The following is a 19,482-nucleotide window of genomic DNA, read 5'->3' as shown; positions in this document are numbered from 1 at the left end:
CACCAATGAACCTGTTTTCTTCCCAACCGGAAGGCTGGTGATCCGGTGGTCCGCTTTATTCTGCGCCGACTCCTTCAAGTGATCCCCGTCTTCATCGGCACCACCCTTTTGGTCTATTACATGGTGTTCGCCCTCCCGGGTGACCCTATCGCTGCGCTTTTCGGGGACCGTCAGCCTCCGCAGGCCGTCATCGACACGCTGCGCAGCCAGTACCACCTTGATGAGCCGTTCTGGGTCCAGTACGGCCTGTTCCTCAAGAACCTCTTTACGTTCAACCTTGGCAACGACTTCACCGGCCAGCCCATTGCGGCAAGCCTGGCCCGCGTCTTCCCGGTCACCGCGATGCTGGCCGTTGAGGCTTTGGCCATCCAGGCGATCTTCGGCGTGGCATTCGGTGTTTTCGCAGGCCTGCGCCGCGGCGGCTGGTTCGACTCCACCGTCCTGGTGGCGTCGCTCGTGGTCATCGCCGTGCCCACATTCGTCCTGGGCTTCGTCTTCCAGCTCGTCTTCGGCGTCAAGCTCGGATGGGCGAAACCCACCGTCGGCGCCAACGCCGACTGGGGGAGCCTGCTGCTGCCCGCCATTGTCCTGGGCCTGGTGTCCTTCGCTTATGTCCTCCGCCTCACCCGCGCCTCGGTCAGCGAAAACATGAATGCCGACTACGTGCGCACTGCAACTGCCAAGGGCCTGTCGCGGCCCCGCGTGGTCCTGGCCCATATCCTGCGCAACTCCCTGATTCCCGTGGTGACCTACCTCGGTGCCAACCTCGGCGGCCTCATGGGTGGCGCGATCGTGACGGAGGGTATCTTCAACGTGCCCGGCGTCGGCAACAAGCTCTACCAGGCGGTCCTCCGCAGCGAGGGTCCCACCATCGTTTCCATCGTCAGCGTGCTGGTGCTGGTCTTCGTAGTGGCCAACCTGCTTGTCGATCTCCTTTACGCCTGGCTTGACCCGAGGATCCGCTATGACCAGTAATAACAGCCACTTTGTGGCGCCCATCGACGAAACCCCGTTGCTGGCAACGGATGCCGTAAAGACTGACCAGGCCCCGCTCAGCCTGTGGTCCGACGCCTGGCGCAAGCTCCGCCGTCGTCCGCTGTTCATCATTTCCGCGCTGCTGATCGTGATGCTGACCGTGATAGCGCTGTTCCCCGGACTCTTTACCTCCGTGGCTCCCAACGAGGGCTGCGAACTGGCCAATTCCGAGGGCGGACCCATGGCCGGCCACCCCTTTGGTTTCACTTTCCAGGGCTGCGACGTGTACTCCCGCGTCATCCACGGGACCCAGGCCTCGCTGTCAGTGGGCCTTCTCTCCGTGCTGTGCGTCCTGGTCATCGGTGTCACCATCGGTGCCCTGGCCGGTTACTACGGCGGCTGGATTGACGCCGTGCTCGCACGCCTGGGTGACATCTTCTTCGCCCTGCCGCTGATCCTTGGCGCGCTGGTCATCACCCAGCTTCCCATGTTCCGCGAGAACAGGGGCGTCTGGACGGTGGTCTTTGTCATCTCGCTGCTGGCGTGGCCGCAGATGGCACGCATCACGCGCGGTGCCGTCATTGAGGTACGCAACGCTGACTTCGTCACTGCGGCGCGGGCCCTGGGCGTCTCCAAATTCGGGGCCCTTGTGCGGCACGTACTGCCGAACGCCCTCGCGCCGATCATCGTCCTTGCCACGCTGGAACTCGGCGTGTTCATCGTGGCAGAAGCCACGCTGTCCTTCCTGGGTATCGGCCTGCCGCAAAGCATCATGTCCTGGGGCAATGACATCGCCGGCGCCCAGGCGTCCATTCGAACCAGGCCGGAAATCATGCTGTATCCGGCCGCGGCCCTGTCCATCACGGTCCTGAGCTTCATCATGCTGGGCGATGCTGTACGTGACGCCCTCGATCCCAAGAGCCGTCAGCGATGAGAGATAACGAGATGACCACTCCACAAATCCGCATCGACGAGGCCGGCGCCACCGGCGTCCAGCCGCTGCTGGAAATCCGCGACCTGGCCATTACGTTCAAGACCGGCGGCGGGGACATCCAGGCAGTCCGGAATGCGCACCTGAGCATCATGCCCGGTGAGACCGTCGCCATCGTGGGGGAGTCGGGTTCCGGCAAGTCCACGACGGCGCTGGCGGCCATCGGGCTGCTGCCCAATAACGGCCGTGTGTCCGGTGGCCAGATCCTGCTGGACGGTGAGGACATTGCCCACGCCACCGAGCAGCGGATGATCGAACTGCGCGGCAACACCATCGGCATGGTGCCGCAGGATCCCATGTCCAACCTCAACCCCGTCTGGAAAATCGGCTACCAGGTCAAGGAGACCCTGCGCGCCAACGGCAGGCCGAGCGGGCCGGAGGACATTGCCAAGGTACTTGCCGAAGCCGGCCTCCCGGATGCGCACAGGCGTGCCAACCAGTATCCGCATGAGTTCTCCGGCGGTATGCGGCAGCGCGCCCTCATTGCCATCGGCCTCTCCTGCCAGCCGCGGCTGCTCATTGCCGACGAGCCGACTTCGGCGCTGGATGTGACCGTGCAGCGGCAGATCCTCGACCATCTGGACACCATGACCACGGAACTGGGCACGTCGGTACTGCTGATCACGCACGACCTGGGCCTGGCTGCGGAACGGGCGGACAAGGTCGTGGTGATGTACCAGGGACAGGTCGTGGAAGCAGGGCCCTCCCTGGAACTGCTGCGAAACCCCCGGCACCCTTACACCAAGAGGCTTGTCGAATCCGCACCTTCCCTCGCCAGCCGGCGGATCCAGGCTGCCAAGGAACAGGGCGTGGAAACGGCCGATCTCCTGGCCCCGGCCGCAGAGGCGGCAACGGCAGACAATGTCCTGCAGATCCAGGACCTGCGCAAGGTCTACAAGCTCCGGCAGGGTTTCGGGAGAGCTTCGGACTTCGCCGCCGTTGACGGTGTGAGCTTCGACGTCAAACGCGGAACCACGACGGCGATCGTGGGGGAATCGGGTTCCGGCAAGTCCACAGTGGCCAAGATGGTGCTCCAGCTGGAGAAGCCGACCGAGGGCAGGATTCTGTTCGATGGCGTGGAGACGTCAGGTCTGAAGCCGGCGGAACTCTTCAAGTTCCGCCGCCGGGTCCAGCCCATTTTCCAGGATCCATACGGTTCCCTGGACCCCATGTACAACATCTTCCGCACTATTGAAGAACCGTTGCGCGTCCACAAGATCGGCGACAAAGCCAGCCGTGAGAAAAAGGTCCGGGAACTCCTGGACCAGGTGGCCCTTCCGCAGTCGGCCATGCAGCGCTACCCCAACGAGCTGTCCGGCGGCCAGCGGCAGCGCGTGGCCATCGCCCGTGCACTGGCGCTGGATCCGGAAGTGATCATCTGTGACGAAGCGGTGTCCGCCCTCGACGTCCTGGTCCAGGCGCAGGTGCTGAACCTGCTGGCGGACCTGCAATCCAAACTCGGACTGACGTACCTCTTCATCACGCACGACCTTGCGGTGGTGCGCCAGATCGCGGACCACGTCTGTGTCATGGAAAAGGGGCGGCTGGTGGAGACCGGATCCACGGACGACGTCTTCGAATCGCCGCAGCAGGAGTACACCAAGGCCCTGCTCAATGCCATTCCCGGTGCCAAGCTGATGTTGCCGCCGGAAGTGGCCTAGCGACGCGGCACCAACGCGCGACGGCCGGCGCCGGGGTATTGGACTCCGGCGCCGGCCGTTGCTGTTTTCAGTCCTGGCCCGCGCCTGCGCCTCCGGTGCGGGCATCCAGGAGCGGGGCAACGTCCGCCGTCGGCGTTCGCTCCAGGCCCAGTTCGCGGAGGCGGCGCTCAAGGAGCGTACCCAGCGCCCGGCGGCCCCCCGGGTTCATGTGCACGGAGTCCGCGAGATCCTGGACCAGGCCGTATTTGGTCAGCCAGTCACCCACGGCTACAAAGGGCAGGCCGTGGTCCGCCGCCACGGATCCCAGCAGGGCGTCCACCTCGCTTCGCCGGCCTCCGCCATGGCCTTCGCCGCGGGCCAGAGTCCCGATCATCGCCAGGCGCGTGCCCGGGTACCGCCTTTGGAGCTCCCCGATCAGCCGCTCAGCGTTGGCAACGATGTCGCTGTCACTGGCTCCGCTGGTGGCATCGTTGCCGCCGCCCTGCACCACGATCAGCGCGGGCGTGCCGGCCGGGAGCAGCCAGTCGCCGCGCAGGAGCGCATCGATGTAGTTGCCCGTGGCACCCTTCGACGTGACAAAACCGGTGCCGCCCCTGCCGCAGAAGTACACCCGGTATCCCGCCGCGGCCAGGCCCAGCCGCGGCCAGCCGTCGGCCGGCTCCGATTGTGAATCGCCGATCAGGAGGACGGTCCTGCCGATCTCCGGGACCACCGCCTCAAGCCGGCCGTTGCCGGGGTTGAGGACACGCGAAACGGCAGGCGCCGCGTCCACCAGGGCCGGACCCTCGCCGGACGTGGCGGGCAGGGCGCAGCCGGAGAGGACAAGGGCGCCTGCCACGGCGATAACCGCAACGGCGGCCGCGACGGTACGGCGGCGGTACCGGGCCGCAGCGGCCAAGGCATTTCGCATCTGGTGTCTTTCGGGCTTGCGCTGTATGTCAGAGCAATCATGTGGCATCGCCGCCGGATCCGCCAGTGATTTTGCCCACAAATAAGCATCGTGGCGCGGCGGTTGGCCGGCCACCGGATCCGCGGTCGGCGGAAAAATTTAGGCCAATAAAAGGCACACCGGCTAGACTTGGGGAAGGTGCCCTGTGCTAAGGGCCTGATCCGTCGTGCGTTCCAGTTGGAAATGTCGCGATACATTACAGCTGACCCACTGAATCGAGCAATAACGCATGTCTGAAACCACCACCAACATTGCGGTAGCCACTGCATCGCGCAGTGACCTGCGCAACGTCGCGATTGTGGCCCACGTTGACCACGGCAAGACCACCCTGGTCGACGCCATGCTCAAGCAGACCAACTCCTTTGCCGAGCACAACCACCTCGAAGACCGCGTCATGGACTCCGGTGACCTGGAGCGCGAAAAGGGCATCACCATCCTGGCCAAGAACACCACGGTGGCCTACAACGGTCCGTCCTCCCACGGCGAAACCATCACCATCAACGTCATCGACACCCCGGGCCACGCCGACTTCGGCGGCGAGGTGGAACGCGGCCTGTCCATGGTTGACGGCGTCGTCCTCCTCGTTGATGCCTCTGAGGGCCCGCTGCCCCAGACCCGCTTCGTGCTGCGCAAGGCCCTCGCCGCACACCTTCCCGTGATCCTGCTGGTCAACAAGACCGACCGTCCCGATGCCCGCATCGACGAAGTGGTCCACGAGTCCATGGACCTGCTCCTGGGCCTGGCCTCCGACCTTGCCGATGAAGTGCCGGACCTGGACCTGGACAAGGTCCTGGAAGTTCCGGTTGTCTACGCTGCCGCCAAGGTTGGCCGCGCGTCGCTGGAGCAGCCCGCCAACGGTGCAGCCCCGGACAACGAGGACCTTGAGCCGCTGTTCAAGACCATCATCGAGCACATCCCGGCTCCCACCTACAACCCCGACGGTGTCCTGCAGGCGCACGTCACCAACCTGGACGCGTCCCCGTTCCTGGGCCGCCTGGCGCTGCTGCGCATCTACAACGGCACCCTGCGCAAGGGCCAGACAGTTGCCTGGGCCCGCGCCAACGGTGAACTCAAGAACGTCAAGATCACCGAGCTCCTGGCCACCAAGGCGCTGGACCGCGTGCCGGCAGAATCCGCCGGACCGGGCGAGATCGTCGCTGTCGCCGGCATCGAGGAAATCACCATCGGTGAGACGCTGACCGATGCCGAGAACCCGCAGCCGCTGCCGCTGATCACCGTGGACGATCCCGCCATCTCCATGACCATCGGTATCAACACCTCGCCGCTGGCCGGCAAGGTCAAGGGCGCCAAGGTCACGGCCCGCCAGGTGAAGGACCGCCTGGACAAGGAACTGATCGGTAACGTCTCCATTAAGGTTCTGCCCACCGAGCGTCCCGACGCCTGGGAAGTCCAGGGCCGTGGCGAGCTCGCCCTTGCCATCCTTGTTGAGCAGATGCGCCGCGAAGGCTTCGAGCTGACCGTAGGCAAGCCGCAGGTGGTCACCAAGACCATCGACGGCAAGGTCCACGAGCCGATGGAGCACATGACCATCGACGTGCCGGAAGAGTACCTCGGCGCCGTCACGCAGCTCATGGCAGCCCGCAAGGGCCGCATGACCAACATGGCCAACCACGGCACCGGCTGGTGCCGGATGGAGTTCATCGTTCCGGCCCGCGGCCTGATCGGTTTCCGCACCAAGTTCCTCACGGACACCCGCGGCGCCGGCATCGCAGCCTCCATTTCCGAGGGCTACGAGCCGTGGGCCGGCCCCATCGAGTACCGCACCAATGGTTCGATGATCGCTGACCGCGCCGGCGTCGTGACTCCGTTCGCCATGATCAACCTGCAGGAACGCGGCTCCTTCTTCGTGAAGCCCACGTCCGAGGTCTACGAGGGCATGATCGTGGGCGAGAACTCCCGCGCCGACGACATGGACGTCAACATCACCAAGGAAAAGAAGCTCACCAACATGCGTGCAGCCTCCTCCGACACCTTCGAGAACCTGACGCCGCCGCGCGACCTTACCCTCGAAGAGTCCCTGGAATTCGCCCGCGAGGACGAGTGTGTCGAGGTCACCCCGGAAGCCATCCGCATCCGCAAGGTCATCCTGGACACCAACGAGCGTGCCAAGGCCAACCGCGCCCGCGCCAAGGTCTAGCAACTCTAGTTTCTTCCACAGAATGCCACCGGCCCCGTGCCGGTGGCATTCTGCGTTCCGCCCTGCGCAGTCATGTCCGGGTTCGGCGCGCAGGGGCAGTCCCCGTACACTGACCGGCGCCTTCACCGCACCCGGAGGTTTTCCACATGGCCGGCACGGGCCCTGGGTCGGACTCCTCGGACCGGGCAGCATGCACCCATGCGAACTGTCATTGATGCATTGGCGGCATTGGGGGGAGTCGCCAGCGCAAGCTCACTCAGGCAAGCCGGAGTTCCCCGCCGCCTCATTGAAGCCGGTGTGCTTGACGCCTCCGTCCAGAGGGTTGCCAGGGGAATGTACGCGCTGCCGCAGGCAGAACCCGTGCTCATCCATGCCGGCCGCCATCACGCGGTTCCGGGCTGTGTCACGGCCGCCTTGGCAGCGGGGCTGTGGGTAGTCAGGGAACCGGAGAAACCGCATCTGGCCGCCCGGCACGGGAGGCCAGTTCCGGGCTGCGTGGTCCATCGAAGCAGCCTTCCGTTGACGCCCTTGGATTTTGTGTGCCAATCCCTCCGCTGCCTGCCGCCGCTTGAGGCGCTGACCATCGCGGAATCTGCGGTGAAGAAGGGGGTGGTTCAACTTCCGGCGTTGAGGGAACGCTTTCCAGCGGCGCGGGAGAAGAGCGTTCTTGCACTTGTGGGCAGAATCCGGCCGCAATCGGGTTCCATCATTGAAACGATGGCCCGGTACCTGCTGGAAGAAGCGGGGCTAACAGTCGAACTTCAGGTCAATATTCCGGGGATGGGCCACCTGGATCTTCTTGTGGACGGACTGCTGGGCATCGAGACGGATGGCTACACCCACCACAGCAGCCGCGCAGCGTACCGGGAGGACAGGCGGCGCTGGAACGTTACCGTTGTCCGGGGCGTTCCCACCCTTCGCGTGACGTTCGAGATGCTGCTCGCCGAACCCAAGAAGTTCGTGCACATGGTGCATCAGGCACTCGCGACGTACCGCCCTGCGCAGTGAAGCCCGGGTTCGCTGCGCAGGGACTGTCCCTGCGCAGCGTGGATCGCCCTAGGCGCGCGGCCGGCGCCGCTCCGGCGCCGGTGGCACTTCTTTGGCAGCCACCACCAGGTCCAAGGGAATGACGACGTCGGCCTGCCGGGTGCGGATGGTGCACGCACCGGCGTCGCAGGCCAGGAGGTGCCCGAGGGCATCCGTGAGCCCGTCCTCGATGCGGTAGCGCACCACAACCCTCGTTCCAGGCGTTGCGGTGGAGAGGAACCCGGAAGGAGCGGGTATAGGCTGACTCACCAGTTCATACTAGGTGCCCGGCTAGGTTCGCGGGAACGGGCTGGGAGATAATAGGCTCAGATGTCAAGAGTCCGGCCGCAGTTGCCGGATGCAAGAACCGGCGGGTTGCCGGAACCAACGTGGAGAGGCCAGGGACGTGACGTACGTAATCGCGCAGCCGTGTGTAGATGTCAAGGACAAGGCATGTATTGAGGAATGCCCCGTCGACTGCATCTACGAAGGTGAGCGTTCGCTGTACATCCATCCGGACGAGTGCGTGGACTGCGGCGCCTGTGAACCGGTCTGCCCGGTTGAAGCCATTTACTACGAGGATGACACCCCGGAGGAATGGGCGGACTACTACAAGGCCAACGTCGAGTTCTTTGATGACCTCGGTTCCCCCGGAGGTGCCGCGAAAATCGGCAACACGGGCAAGGACCACCCGATGATCGCCGCGTTGCCGCCGCAGAACCAAGACCACTGACCCGGGCAGGGACCGTGACCGCAGCAGCAAGAACCTTTGGCCTGGACCTGCCTGACTACCCGTGGGAGGCCATGGCGCCGTATGTCGCCAAGGCCGGGCAGCACCCGGACGGGGCGGTCAATCTGTCCATTGGCACCCCGGTTGACCCCACCCCCGCCCTGATCCAGGACGCGCTGAAGGCGGCCGCCGACGCCCCGGGGTACCCCACCGTCCACGGCACCCCGGCCCTCCGTGAAGCGATTGCCGGGTGGTTTGAGCGGCGCCGCGGCGTTACCGGCCTCGATCCCCGCAACATCATGCCCACCGTGGGCTCCAAGGAACTCGTGGCATGGCTGCCGCTCCTGCTGGGGCTTAAGCCCGGAGACGTCGTCGTGCGCCCGAAGGTGGCATACCCTACCTATGACATCGGGGCCACCCTCGCCGGTGCCGCGTCCGTGGCGACCGACAACCTGGATGAACTCGACGACGAGACGCGGGCGCGGGTACGGCTCATCTGGGTCAACTCGCCCGGCAACCCCACAGGCAGCGTCCGGGGCGTCGAATCCCTGAAAGCGCTCGTGGAACAGGCCCGTGGGCTGGGCGCCGTGGTGGCCTCGGACGAATGCTACGCCGAGCTGGGGTGGGGCGATTGGGACGTCCAGCGCGGCGGCCAGGCCGTTCCCAGTATCCTGGACCCCCGGGTCGCGGGAGGCTCCCATCGGGGGCTCCTGGCCGTCTACTCCCTCAGCAAGCAGTCCAACGTGGCAGGCTACCGTGCAGCGTTTGTGGCCGGAGATCCTGACTTGATGCCCAACCTGGTCAACAGCCGCAAGCACGCAGGCATGATTGTCCCGTACCCGGTCCAGGAGGCCATGCGCGTAGCGCTTGGAGACGACGCCCACGTTGAGGCGCAGAAGGACCTGTACCGCGGACGCCGCGATCGGCTGGTCCCGGCCCTGCTGGACTTCGGCCTGGAGATCAAGGATTCCGACGCCGGACTGTACCTTTGGTCCACGGCGGGGGAGAGCACGTGGGACACAGTGGCACGGCTGGCTGAGCGCGGCATCGTTGTGGGCCCCGGGGTTTTCTACGGCGAGGCGGGCAACGGCTACATCCGCGTGGCTTTGACGGGTTCGGACGAGCGCATCGACGCCGCAGTGTCACGGCTGGCAGCGGCGCGGCAATAAAACAGCACCGTAACAATGGTGTGACTCGCGCCACAAGAGCCCTATTTTAGGGGCTTCAGCCACGTCTTGGATTAGTGACACCCGCCAATGAGCGGGTACTTTTTAAGTGACTATCAATGGTGGCCCTCTACAAGAAGGCAGCCCGGGTGTTGGAACCTGTGTTCTCAGGGTCAGTGCGCGGCTCACCTGATGTTGGATCAAGCTTTCGACAGAGGCCCAGATGCCTCATGAAGGGGACTCCATGACTGAGACCAACAACGCAGCGACCCTGCTCCACGCAGGAGGCGAGCTTAAGCTCCCGCGCATCCAGGTTATTGAAGGGAACGAAGGCTACGACGTTTCCAAGCTGCTGAAGCAGACGGGCGCAGTCACCTTCGACCCCGGCTTCATGAACACTGCAGCCACCACCTCGGCCATCACCTACATCGATGGCGATGCGGGCATCCTGCGGTACCGCGGATACCCCATCGAGCAGCTGGCGCAGCACTCCAGCTTCCTCGAGGTGTCCTACCTGCTGATCTACGGCAACCTGCCCACGCCCACGGAACTGGACACGTTCGACCAGAAGATCCGGCGGCACACCCTGCTGCATGAGGAGCTCAAGGGCTTCTTCGGCGGCTTCCCCCGCGACGCGCACCCCATGCCCGTCCTGTCCTCCGCCGTATCCGCGCTGTCCACGTTCTACCAGGACTCGCTGGATCCGTTCAATGCAGAACAGGTGGAAGTTTCCACAATTCGCCTCATGGCCAAGCTCCCGGTCATCGCGGCGTACGCGCACAAGAAGTCCATCGGCCAGCCCATGCTGTACCCGGACAACTCCCACAACCTCGTGGAGAACTTCCTGCGCCTCAGCTTCGGGCTTCCGGCGGAGCAGTACGAGGTGGACCCGGTCGTCGCGAAGGCACTGGACCTGCTGCTCATCCTGCACGCGGACCACGAGCAGAACTGCTCCACCTCCACGGTGCGGCTGGTGGGTTCCTCCAACGCCAACCTCTTCGCCTCGGTGTCCGCAGGCATCAACGCGCTCTTTGGCCCCGCCCACGGCGGCGCCAACGAGGCCGTGCTCAAGATGCTTCGCCAGATCCAGGCCGACGGCACCAAGCCCGAGGACTACATGGAGAAGGTCAAGAACAAGGAAGATGGCGTCCGCCTCATGGGCTTCGGGCACCGCGTCTACAAGAACTACGATCCGCGCGCCAAGATCGTCAAGGCCACGGCCCACGAGATCCTCACCAAGCTCGGCGGCAACGACGAACTGCTGGACATCGCCCTCCGCCTGGAAGAGAAGGCGCTGAACGATGACTACTTCATCCAGCGCAAGCTCTACCCGAACGTGGACTTCTACACCGGCCTGATCTACAAGGCCATGGGGTTCCCGGAGAAGATGTTCACGGTCCTGTTCGCCATCGGCCGCCTTCCGGGCTGGATTGCCCAGTGGCGCGAAATGATCAGCGACCCCAACACCAAGATCGGCCGCCCCCGCCAGCTGTACATCGGTGAGCCCGAGCGCGACTACCCGGTCCGCTAGTCCCCACTCCCTCGCCGGTGCGGGCCCGCCCACCGGCTCCAGTACGACGACGGCCGCCCACCTTCCTGAGGTGGGCGGCCGACGTCGTTAATCCCATCGAGTGCTCCGCAGTTGTCGTTTAGGCGTACCAAAACGACAACTTCGGAGCAATCGGTGGGCAGGTCAGGAGGCGTAGCCCTGGGGGTTGTTTTTCTGCCAGCGCCAGTGGTCCTCGCACATCTGGTCCACTGTCTTGGTGGTGGACCAGCTGAGGTCGGCCAGGGCGGAGGTTGCGTCGGCCCAGAAGGCCGGGAGGTCGCCGGCGCGGCGGCCGGTGATCTCATAGGGGATGGGCCTGCCCACAGCCTTTTCGAACGAGCGGAGGACTTCCAGGACGGAGGAGCCCTTGCCGGAGCCCAGGTTCCAGCGGAACACACCGGCGCGGTCCGCCACGTGGTTCAGTGCGGCCACGTGGCCCTCGGCAAGGTCGACGACGTGGATGTAGTCGCGCAGGCATGTGCCGTCGGGCGTGTCATAGTCGCCGCCGAACACCATGAGCTTTTCGCGGCGGCCCACGGCCACCTGGGCGATGAACGGAACCAGGTTGTTGGGGATCCCTTGGGGGTCCTCGCCGATCCGGCCGGAGGGGTGGGCGCCCACCGGGTTGAAGTAGCGCAACAGGGCAATGTGCCAGCGGGTGTCGGCTGACCCGAGGTCCGAGAGGATGTCCTCGATCTGCTCCTTGGTGCGGCCGTAAGGGTTGTTGGCCCCGATCTCCATCTTTTCGACATAGGGGATGGGGTTGTGCTCGCCGTAGACCGTGGCTGAGGAGCTGAAGACGATGGACCGGACATCGTGGCGGTCCATCACCCGGATGAGGTTCAGGGTCCCTACCAGGTTGTTGTAGTAGTACTTGAGCGGCTCACGGACGGACTCGCCCACGGCTTTCAGCCCTGCAAAGTGGATCACGGCGTCAATGGCGCCGGCGGCGAAGACCTTTTCGACGGCGGCCTCGTCCACGAGGTCGACATTATGGAACTCGGCAGTCTTCCCGCTGAGTTCGGCTACCCGCCGGAGGGACTCTTCACTGGAGTTGACCAGGTTGTCGATGACCACGACGTCATGGCCGGCTTCCTGCAGGGACAAAACAGTGTGGGAACCAATGTAGCCGGTGCCTCCGGTGACGAGAATTTTCATGCCTCAACGCTATCCCAACAACACGTGCCGCCGCCGCTGCGTCCCGGATGCCGGGCAAGAAGGATGCTGCCCGAAGTGCGGCTGCACGGCATGCCGCGCCCCGCGGAAGAACACATCCGTGCTAAATACAAGTAGTGCCCAAAATCGTAGATGCCGAAGCCCGGCGCCAGGACGTGGTCGAAGCCGTTCTCCGGATCATCGCAGGTGACGGGCTGGAGCGGGCCTCGCTGCGGGAAGTCGCCGATGAGGCCGGGCTGGCTGTCGGTTCCGTCCGGCACTACTTCTCCGGGAGCGAGGAACTGCTCTCCTTCTCCTTCGCAGTGGTAGTGGACCGCATCGTGGGCCGCCTTGGAGCATCCCTGCCTGCGGTACACGATGCAGTGCCCGGTTCCGCCGAGCACCGCGAGGCAGTGTTAACCCTGCTGTGCGGAATCCTGCCCCTGGATGAGCAGCGGGCGCTGGAGGCGTGCGCCTGGATGGCGTTCAAGAATGCTGCACGGGTCAGGCCGTTCCTTGCCACTGAGGCAGACCGGAGCCACCGCGAGGTGGCTGTCATCGCGGGGCGGGTGGTTAGCGCCTTAATGCCGCAGGACGAGCCGCAGGACAGCCTCGTGCTGGAGGCGGAGCGCCTCCTGGCGACGCTCGACGGGCTGTGCATGCATGCGCTGCTGCAACCCGGATGGATGACCCGCGAAATGTGCGTTGACGTCCTGGAACGGCACCTCGACGGGATGTGATGCCAGCCACTAACGTGGGCATTGAGGGGAATACACTGATTAGCAGGGGGCGCTGCCCGGTCACCCAACCCCGGTGCGGGCACACCACGGAAGGACGTCGGATGCATCAGACAAGCGGCACCAGGTGGCAAATCACCACGGACACGTCAGGGCCCATGATGATAGCCCTGTACGTCCGGGATACTGCAGGGCTTGACGGGGCAGGTCAGCCATCGTTGTCGCATGCAGCGCCCAAGGTCCGCCGCGCCGACCATTCGCACCTGACCGCCGACGTTGGTGGTTTGAGTGCCCTGAAGACGGAGTGGGAAGCCTGGTGGGAACAGCTGCTCAAAGCCCACCCCCAGACGTCCCCTGAATTGTCACCGCCGAACTTCGAGGCCTTCGGCAATTCGCCCGCGCTGCAGCGGGTGCTGCAGGCACACTTCGGTGCTGCCCTTACCTGGGCGCGGGAGCGCAGGAGTGAGTACGCCGAGATTGAGGCGGAGCGTGCTGCCACTGGAGCTGACCAGATTCTTGAGGACATGGTGGATGACAGGCTGATGGAGGTGGGCCGTGATTCCCGTGACTTCAAGCTGACCATCATCGAGCTGCCGTTGAACGAACAGCGGGCCTGGTACATGGAGCCGGACAAAATCATCATGAGCAACAAGCTGATGGGCGAGCCGGAGCTATTCCGCAGCTACGTCCAGCCAGTGGTGGAGATCCTGGTCTAGGGACCTTCCGCCTCCACCTGCCCGCAGCCCGCCGGTCCTCAGCTGCGGGCGTCTCCCGCCGCCACCGTGATCCGGACCCCGCCCTCCGGACCCGCAGATTCCTGCCAGCCGTCCCGCGATGCACGGTTCCAGCTTCTGCCCGCCACCTCGACCCGGGTGACCTCAAAGCCTTTGGCGTTGGCAACCGCCCATTGGGCCACGGACCACGCCTGGCTTCCCGCGGCCTCGACCACCAGGGTCTCACCGTCGACAGTTGTTTCCAGCGGGCCGTACGCCTGGTCCAGCTCGGCGGACACCGTTGCGGCGTCGCCGCCGGTGCCGGCCGCCCGAAGGGTGCATTGGACGGCCTCGGGCGTCTGGCCGCTCAGGCCGGAGGCAAAAGTCCGTCCCATTTCCTCGTGCTGCGCGTAGGCGGCGGGGTAGGCGGAGCGCTGAACACGCTGGGCTGCCTCGGTAATCTCCAGTGACTCATACCCGGGGATTTTCACCAGGGCGTCGTAGAAGGCGTTCGCCGCATAGTACGGATCCATGATCTGCGCCTCGGTTCCCCACCCTTGGGAAGGACGCTGCTGGAACAGCCCGCGCGAATCCGGGCCGGCCTGGTCTCCGTGCTCAATGTTCCGCAGCTTGGACTCCTGCATGGCGGTGGCCAGCGCTATGCTTGCTGCCCGCGGCGGAAGTCCGCGCTGCACGGCAACAGCAGTGATCAGCGAGGCATAGACGGCCTGGTCCGGGGCCAGCTCGGATGTCCGTTCGTCAATGACGGCCCTGCAGCGTTCCGAAACGAGGGTTTCGGAACGCTGCAGGAAGAACACGGCCGAGTAGATGCCGCCGGCTACGAGTGCCAGGGTGAGCACCAGTACCGCGAGGGTGCGCAGGCTGCGTCTTCGTGCCATGAAGGATCAGTTGGCGTGCAGGGCGTCGTTCAGCTCCACGGTCTGGCCCTGGCGGGGGAGGACCTCCACCGCGCCCGTGGTGGAGTTGCGGCGGAACAGCAAGTTGGGCACGCCGGACAGCTCCGCGGCCTTGACGATCTTGGTGGTGTCTTCACCCACCTCATCCTTTGGTCCCGGGATGCGGACGCGGGTTCCCGCCGTCACGTACAGCCCGGCCTCAACCACCGAATCGTCACCGATGCTGATGCCGACGCCTGAATTGGCGCCCAGCAGGACCCGCTCGCCGATGGTGATTTTTTCCTTGCCCCCGCCGGACAGCGTGCCCATGATGGAGGCTCCGCCGCCGACGTCACTGCCGTTGCCGGTCACTACGCCGGCCGAGATGCGGCCTTCCACCATGGAGGTGCCCAGGGTTCCGGCATTGAAGTTGACGAAACCTTCGTGCATCACGGTGGTGCCTTCGGCCAGGTGGGCACCGAGGCGCACGCGGTCGGCGTCGGCAATCCTTACACCTGTGGGCACCACGTAGTCCACCATCCGCGGGAACTTGTCAATGCCGTAGACAGTGACGGCGCCACGGCGCCGCAGCCGCGCGCGGGTGAGCTCGAAGCCCTCCACCGGGGCGGGGCCGAAGTTGGTCCACACGACGTTGGGCAGGTTGCCGAAGATGCCGTCCAGGTTGATGGTGTTGGGCTTGACCAGGCGGTGCGAGAGGAGGTGCAGGCGCAGGTACGCATCGGCGGTATCGGCCGGGGCCTCATCGAGGTGGATCTGGACAAAAACCACTTTCTGTTCCGTGCCGCGGTCCTCATCGGCGCCGTTCTTGGCGATCAGGGTGAGGGACTCATCCGCGTTCTCAACGGAACGCAGGTTTTCGGCGGCAACACCGAGGGCCGGTGCCGGAAACCACACGTCCAGTACGGTGGCGTCACCGGTGGAAATGGTGGCCACGCCGAACCCGTAGGCAGAGCGTTCGTCGGTGGTTGCGTTCGAGGTTTCGGGCACGGCGGAAGAAGCAGTCTCAGTCATGGCCCCAGTCTATCGAGGGGCAGCGACAGGGTCCGAACTAGACTGGCTTCGTGACTGCCGAAACCACTCCGGACCCTTCCACCTTGACGCTCGACCTCCGCCAGGACGTTGCGCTCCTTACAGCCGCCATCATGGACATCAACAGTGTGTCCGGCAATGAAACGGAACTGGCGGACGCCATAGAAGCCGCGCTGCAGGGAATTCCCCAATTGAGCGTGCTCCGGGACGGGGATTCGATGATCGCCCGGACTGAGTTGGGCTGTGCGGAACGGGTCATCCTGGCGGGGCATCTGGACACCGTCCCGCTGCCCCTGGCGGATGGTGCGAAGGGGACCGTGCCCTCCACCTGGGGATCCGGTGTTCCCGGCAAAGGGATCCTGTACGGCCGCGGCGCGACGGACATGAAGGGCGGCGTCGCGGTGCAGCTTGCGCTGGCCGCCACAATGTTCGACGACGGGGCCTCGCCGAAGCGGGACGTCACCTTTGTCTTTTACGACCACGAGGAAGTCGAGGCCGTCAAGAGCGGCCTTGGGCGGCTGGTGCGGAACCACGGCGACCTGCTGGGCGGCGATTTCGCGATCCTGCTGGAACCAACCCACGGGACGGTGGAAGGCGGCTGCAACGGCACCAGCCGGTTTGAGGTGACGACGGTGGGGGAGTCTGCCCACTCAGCACGCGCGTGGATGGGCCGCAACGCCATCCACGCTGCGGCGCCCGTCCTGGAGAGGCTCGCAGCCTACCGGCCGGGAACAGTCAACGTGGACGGGCTGGAGTACCGGGAGAGCCTCAACGCGGTAAGGATCAACGGCGGCACTGCCGGAAACGTCATTCCGGACCGGTGCGTGGTGGAGATCAACTACCGCTTCGCCCCGGACAAGACGCCGGACCAGGCCGAAGCCGTGGTGCGGGAACTCCTTGAAGGATTCGACGTGGTCCGTACCGATGCCGCCGCCGGGGCCCGGCCCGGCCTCCACCACCCCGCCGCGGCATCCTTCGTTGCGGCGGTGGGGGCCGAGCCGAAGCCCAAGTACGGCTGGACCGACGTCGCGCGCTTCAGCGAGCTGGGGATCCCGGCGGTGAACTTCGGCCCCGGCGACCCGCTGCTGGCGCATAAGGACAACGAGCACGTCGATGCTGAAGCCATTCGTACGTGCCTGCGGGCACTGAAGGACTGGCTGGCAGGCTAGGTTCGCCAGGCCTCGCACCCCGTTAAAAAGCAGTGGCCCGGATCCTACGATCCGGGCCGCTGCTTTCGGTGGGACCGCCTAGGGCGCTCCGGCCTCAACTGCGGCGGGCTCCGCCTTGGCCATTCCGCCCGCGGCCTTCTTGGATCCGCGGCGCTCGATCCACACCGCGAGGCGGGAAACGCCGATGTTGATGGCGATGTAGATTGCGGCGGCGACAAAGAAGATGGGGAACAGGAACTGGGTGCCCAGGAAGTCCGCCATCACCTGCACAGCGCGCAGTAGCTCGCCGTACGCCACGATGTAGCCGAGCGAAGTGTCCTTCAGCAGGACCACCATCTGCGCCACCAGGGAGGGCATCATGCGACGGATCGCCTGCGGAAGCTCGACCTGCATGCGGGACTGGAAGCTCGTCAGGCCAATGGCCAGCCCGGCCTCACGCTGCCCCTTCGGCAGCGACTGGATGCCGGCCCGGATGATTTCGGCGAACACGGCTGAGTTGTAGAGCACCAGGCCGGTGACAACGGCAATGAACGGCGAGGTACCGAAGCCCAGCAGGACGAACAGCATCATCAGGACCACGGGCATGCCGCGGAGGAACTCCAGCACCACCCGGGTGGGGATCCTGATGAAGGCCGCATCAGAGATGCGCAGCAGGCAGAGGAGCAGGCCCAGGGGGAAGGCGATAACCGCCGCCAGGGCTGCTGCGCTCAGGGTGGCGCCGAGGCCGTTGGCCAGGAGGGTCCACACGTCGCCGCGGGTGAAGATCTGCCAGCGTCGGCCTTCGAAAATTCCCTGCTGCGCGAGGGTCATCACAATCCACGCCAGCAGGCCGAGGATCAGCACGGAACCGGCGATCGAAGCGATCAGGGAGACGCGCCGGGCCTTGGGGCCGGGAACGTCATAAAGGACTGAGCTCATCGGGCAATCGCCACCTTTCGTTCCACCGTGCTGGCGAGGATGCCCAGCGGAACGGTGAGGAGCAGATAGAAGAACGCAGTACCCAGCAGCACCGCGATGACGGCGTCACCGTTGGCGTTGGCCAGTTGCCGGCCGTAGCCGAAAAGTTCCAGGACAAAGAACGCACCGGCCACGGACGAGTTTTTCACCAGGGCGATCAGGATGTTGATCAGCGGCGGGATCACCGTCCTCAAGGCCTGCGGCAGGATGATGAGGGACAGCACCTGGCTGAACTTCATGCCAATACTGCGGGCGGCTTCAGCCTGTCCCACCGGGACACTGTTGACACCAGAGCGGACAGCTTCGGCGATGAACGCTGCGGTGTAGGTACTGAGGGCAATGATCGCGGCAATCTCGAACTGCTCAAACTTGACCCCGAGGCGGGGGAGCACGACGGCCGCGAAGAAGAAGGCGATGGTCAAGGGTGTATTCCGGAGAACCTCGACGTAGACGGTGCTGAAGCCGCGCAGGGCAGCAACCGGGGAAACCCTGGCAGCCGCAAGGAGCGTGCCCAACACCAGCGCGATGATCCCGGATACGGCTGAAAGAAAGAGGGTACGGAGAAAACCGTTCCAGTACAGGGGCAGGTTTTCAAGAATGACGTCCATAGGATCCTTCGGCTCTGGGAGTGGACGGAAGTGAAGGCGTGGCGTTGCCGGGACCGGCGGGCCGGTCCCGGCAACGAACGGGCAGCCTAGTAGCGGTTGATTGCGGGCAGGCTGGGCGCAGTCTTGATGACCTCGCCGGCAGTGGCCTCCCAGGCCTTCTTGTAGCTTCCGTCCTTTTCGAAGGACTCCAGCTGGTCATTGATCCAGTTGCGGAACTCGGTGTCGTCCTTCTTCAGGCCGATGCCATAGGGCTCCTTGGTGAACGTTTCGTCGGAGGCCAGCTTGAAGGCGTCCGGTTCCTTGTCCACGAAGCCGGCGAGGATGACGTTGTCGGTGGTGACCGCTTCAACCTGCTTGTTGCGCAGCGGCTCCAGGCATGCGGAGTAGGTTGCGGCGGGGACCAGCTCTGCTCCGTACTTCTCCACGATGGTGGCGGCCGGCGTCGAACCCGTCACCGAGCAGACCTTCTTGCCCTTGACGTCTTCAGGCTTCTTGATGGAGTCGTTGTCCTTGTTCACCATGAGGGCCTGTCCGGCCTCGTAGTACGGTCCGGCGAAGCTGACAACCTGCTTGCGCTTGTCGTTGATGGTGTACGTGGCGATCACCAGGTCCACCTTGCCCTGCTCGATGAAGGGTTCGCGGTTGGCGGAGACGGTCTCTGACCATTCAATCTTGTCCGCGGCGATGCCCAGCTTGGCAGCGATAAGCTTGCCGATTTCAACGTCGAATCCGACGGGCTTGCCGTCCAGGCCGACCTGGCCGAAGAGCGGCTGGTCGAACTTGGTGCCGATCTTGATGCTGCCTGCCTTGGAGAGCTTCTCCATGGTGGTGCCCGCAGCGAAGGACGGCTTCTCGGCCACAGTGGGATTGGTGGTGGTGCCCGTGCCGCCTCCGCCGCAGGCGCTCAGGGACAGGGCCAGGGCAGCGGTGGCCGCCACGACGAATGATTTCCGCCGGGTCATAAATGCCTTCATGACATTCCTTTCATTGAT

General features: G+C 64.9%; 19 protein-coding genes. 11 read left to right on the top strand and 8 right to left on the bottom strand.

The window, feature by feature from the left end; genetic code table 11:
• Positions 1-45: 45 nt before the first annotated feature.
• From SMD14_RS13810 to SMD14_RS13800, 3 genes are read left to right on the top strand one after another with little or no spacing between them, the layout of a single operon-like run.
• Positions 46-975 (top strand): ABC transporter permease, encoded by a 930-nt coding sequence (locus tag SMD14_RS13810; protein WP_321214001.1) that lies wholly within the window; start codon positions 46-48, stop codon positions 973-975.
• Positions 965-1,909, top strand: coding sequence for an ABC transporter permease (locus SMD14_RS13805; protein ID WP_157241687.1), 945 nt, complete (start codon positions 965-967; stop codon positions 1,907-1,909). The genes SMD14_RS13810 and SMD14_RS13805 overlap by 11 nt, the downstream gene beginning before the upstream one ends.
• An 11-nt stretch (positions 1,910-1,920) precedes the next feature.
• Positions 1,921-3,627 carry an ABC transporter ATP-binding protein gene (locus SMD14_RS13800; protein ID WP_321214000.1) on the top strand — a complete coding sequence of 569 codons (1,707 nt, stop codon included), beginning with the start codon at positions 1,921-1,923 and terminating at the stop codon, positions 3,625-3,627.
• 67 nt (positions 3,628-3,694) lie between these two features.
• On the opposite strand, the gene SMD14_RS13795 is transcribed toward SMD14_RS13800, so the two are convergent.
• The gene (locus SMD14_RS13795) at positions 3,695-4,537 is read right to left on the bottom strand and encodes an SGNH/GDSL hydrolase family protein (RefSeq protein WP_321213999.1); all 843 of its coding nucleotides are present in this window, start codon (positions 4,535-4,537) and stop codon (positions 3,695-3,697) included.
• A gap of 268 nt (positions 4,538-4,805) precedes the next feature.
• Here SMD14_RS13795 and typA point away from each other — a divergent pair, with 268 nt between their 5' ends.
• Both typA and SMD14_RS13785 read left to right on the top strand, forming a co-directional pair.
• Positions 4,806-6,734 (top strand): translational GTPase TypA, encoded by a 1,929-nt coding sequence (typA, locus tag SMD14_RS13790; RefSeq protein WP_157241690.1) that lies wholly within the window; start codon positions 4,806-4,808, stop codon positions 6,732-6,734.
• A gap of 198 nt (positions 6,735-6,932) precedes the next feature.
• Positions 6,933-7,742, top strand: coding sequence for a hypothetical protein (locus tag SMD14_RS13785; RefSeq protein WP_321213998.1), 810 nt, complete (start codon positions 6,933-6,935; stop codon positions 7,740-7,742).
• A gap of 48 nt (positions 7,743-7,790) precedes the next feature.
• Here the strand turns inward: SMD14_RS13785 and SMD14_RS13780 are convergent, their stop codons facing one another.
• Positions 7,791-8,030: a hypothetical protein gene (locus SMD14_RS13780; RefSeq protein WP_321213997.1), complete on the bottom strand. Its 240-nt coding sequence runs from the start codon at positions 8,028-8,030 to the stop codon at positions 7,791-7,793.
• 136 nt (positions 8,031-8,166) lie between these two features.
• Between SMD14_RS13780 and fdxA the strand changes: the two genes are divergently transcribed.
• The 3 genes from fdxA (at position 8,167) to SMD14_RS13765 (ending at position 11,187) form a co-directional block, all read left to right on the top strand.
• Positions 8,167-8,493: a ferredoxin gene (gene fdxA, locus SMD14_RS13775; protein ID WP_013601705.1), complete on the top strand. Its 327-nt coding sequence runs from the start codon at positions 8,167-8,169 to the stop codon at positions 8,491-8,493.
• Between the two features lie 14 nt (positions 8,494-8,507).
• Positions 8,508-9,659, top strand: coding sequence for a succinyldiaminopimelate transaminase (gene dapC / locus SMD14_RS13770; RefSeq protein WP_321213996.1), 1,152 nt, complete (start codon positions 8,508-8,510; stop codon positions 9,657-9,659).
• Between the two features lie 241 nt (positions 9,660-9,900).
• A complete protein-coding gene (locus tag SMD14_RS13765; RefSeq protein ID WP_157241694.1) occupies positions 9,901-11,187 on the top strand; it encodes a citrate synthase in 1,287 nt (428 codons plus the stop codon).
• Between the two features lie 162 nt (positions 11,188-11,349).
• Here the strand turns inward: SMD14_RS13765 and galE are convergent, their stop codons facing one another.
• Positions 11,350-12,363, bottom strand: a complete 1,014-nt coding sequence (gene galE, locus SMD14_RS13760) for a UDP-glucose 4-epimerase GalE (RefSeq protein ID WP_157241695.1) — start codon at positions 12,361-12,363, stop codon at positions 11,350-11,352.
• A gap of 134 nt (positions 12,364-12,497) precedes the next feature.
• Here galE and SMD14_RS13755 point away from each other — a divergent pair, with 134 nt between their 5' ends.
• Together SMD14_RS13755 and SMD14_RS13750 are read left to right on the top strand one after the other, a co-directional pair.
• A complete protein-coding gene (locus SMD14_RS13755; RefSeq protein WP_321213995.1) occupies positions 12,498-13,100 on the top strand; it encodes a TetR family transcriptional regulator C-terminal domain-containing protein in 603 nt (200 codons plus the stop codon).
• A 101-nt stretch (positions 13,101-13,201) separates the two neighbouring features.
• The gene (locus SMD14_RS13750) at positions 13,202-13,813 is read left to right on the top strand and encodes a hypothetical protein (RefSeq protein WP_157241696.1); all 612 of its coding nucleotides are present in this window, start codon (positions 13,202-13,204) and stop codon (positions 13,811-13,813) included.
• A 38-nt stretch (positions 13,814-13,851) separates the two neighbouring features.
• Here the strand turns inward: SMD14_RS13750 and SMD14_RS13745 are convergent, their stop codons facing one another.
• Both SMD14_RS13745 and dapD read right to left on the bottom strand, forming a co-directional pair.
• Positions 13,852-14,709, bottom strand: a complete 858-nt coding sequence (locus SMD14_RS13745) for a hypothetical protein (RefSeq protein ID WP_321213994.1) — start codon at positions 14,707-14,709, stop codon at positions 13,852-13,854.
• Positions 14,710-14,715: 6 nt separating this feature from the next.
• A complete protein-coding gene (gene dapD, locus SMD14_RS13740; protein ID WP_321213993.1) occupies positions 14,716-15,738 on the bottom strand; it encodes a 2,3,4,5-tetrahydropyridine-2,6-dicarboxylate N-succinyltransferase in 1,023 nt (340 codons plus the stop codon).
• Between the two features lie 50 nt (positions 15,739-15,788).
• Here dapD and dapE point away from each other — a divergent pair, with 50 nt between their 5' ends.
• Positions 15,789-16,925: a succinyl-diaminopimelate desuccinylase gene (gene dapE / locus SMD14_RS13735; RefSeq protein ID WP_321213992.1), complete on the top strand. Its 1,137-nt coding sequence runs from the start codon at positions 15,789-15,791 to the stop codon at positions 16,923-16,925.
• A gap of 78 nt (positions 16,926-17,003) precedes the next feature.
• On the opposite strand, the gene SMD14_RS13730 is transcribed toward dapE, so the two are convergent.
• The 3 genes from SMD14_RS13730 to SMD14_RS13720 all read right to left on the bottom strand — a co-directional run bounded on the left by SMD14_RS13730 (position 17,004) and on the right by SMD14_RS13720 (position 19,464).
• The gene (locus SMD14_RS13730) at positions 17,004-17,843 is read right to left on the bottom strand and encodes an amino acid ABC transporter permease (protein ID WP_157241699.1); all 840 of its coding nucleotides are present in this window, start codon (positions 17,841-17,843) and stop codon (positions 17,004-17,006) included.
• On the bottom strand, positions 17,840-18,490 hold the full coding sequence (locus SMD14_RS13725; protein ID WP_157241700.1) for an amino acid ABC transporter permease: 651 nt from the start codon (positions 18,488-18,490) through the stop codon (positions 17,840-17,842). Before SMD14_RS13725 ends, SMD14_RS13730 begins: the two co-directional genes overlap by 4 nt.
• Before the next feature lie 86 nt (positions 18,491-18,576).
• Positions 18,577-19,464: a glutamate ABC transporter substrate-binding protein gene (locus SMD14_RS13720; RefSeq protein WP_157241701.1), complete on the bottom strand. Its 888-nt coding sequence runs from the start codon at positions 19,462-19,464 to the stop codon at positions 18,577-18,579.
• Between the last annotated feature and the right edge of the window lie 18 nt (positions 19,465-19,482).

The sequence above is a fragment of the Pseudarthrobacter oxydans genome (assembly GCF_034258515.1).
Taxonomy (GTDB): domain Bacteria; phylum Actinomycetota; class Actinomycetes; order Actinomycetales; family Micrococcaceae; genus Arthrobacter.
This window is presented reverse-complemented; position numbering and strand designations above follow the sequence as displayed.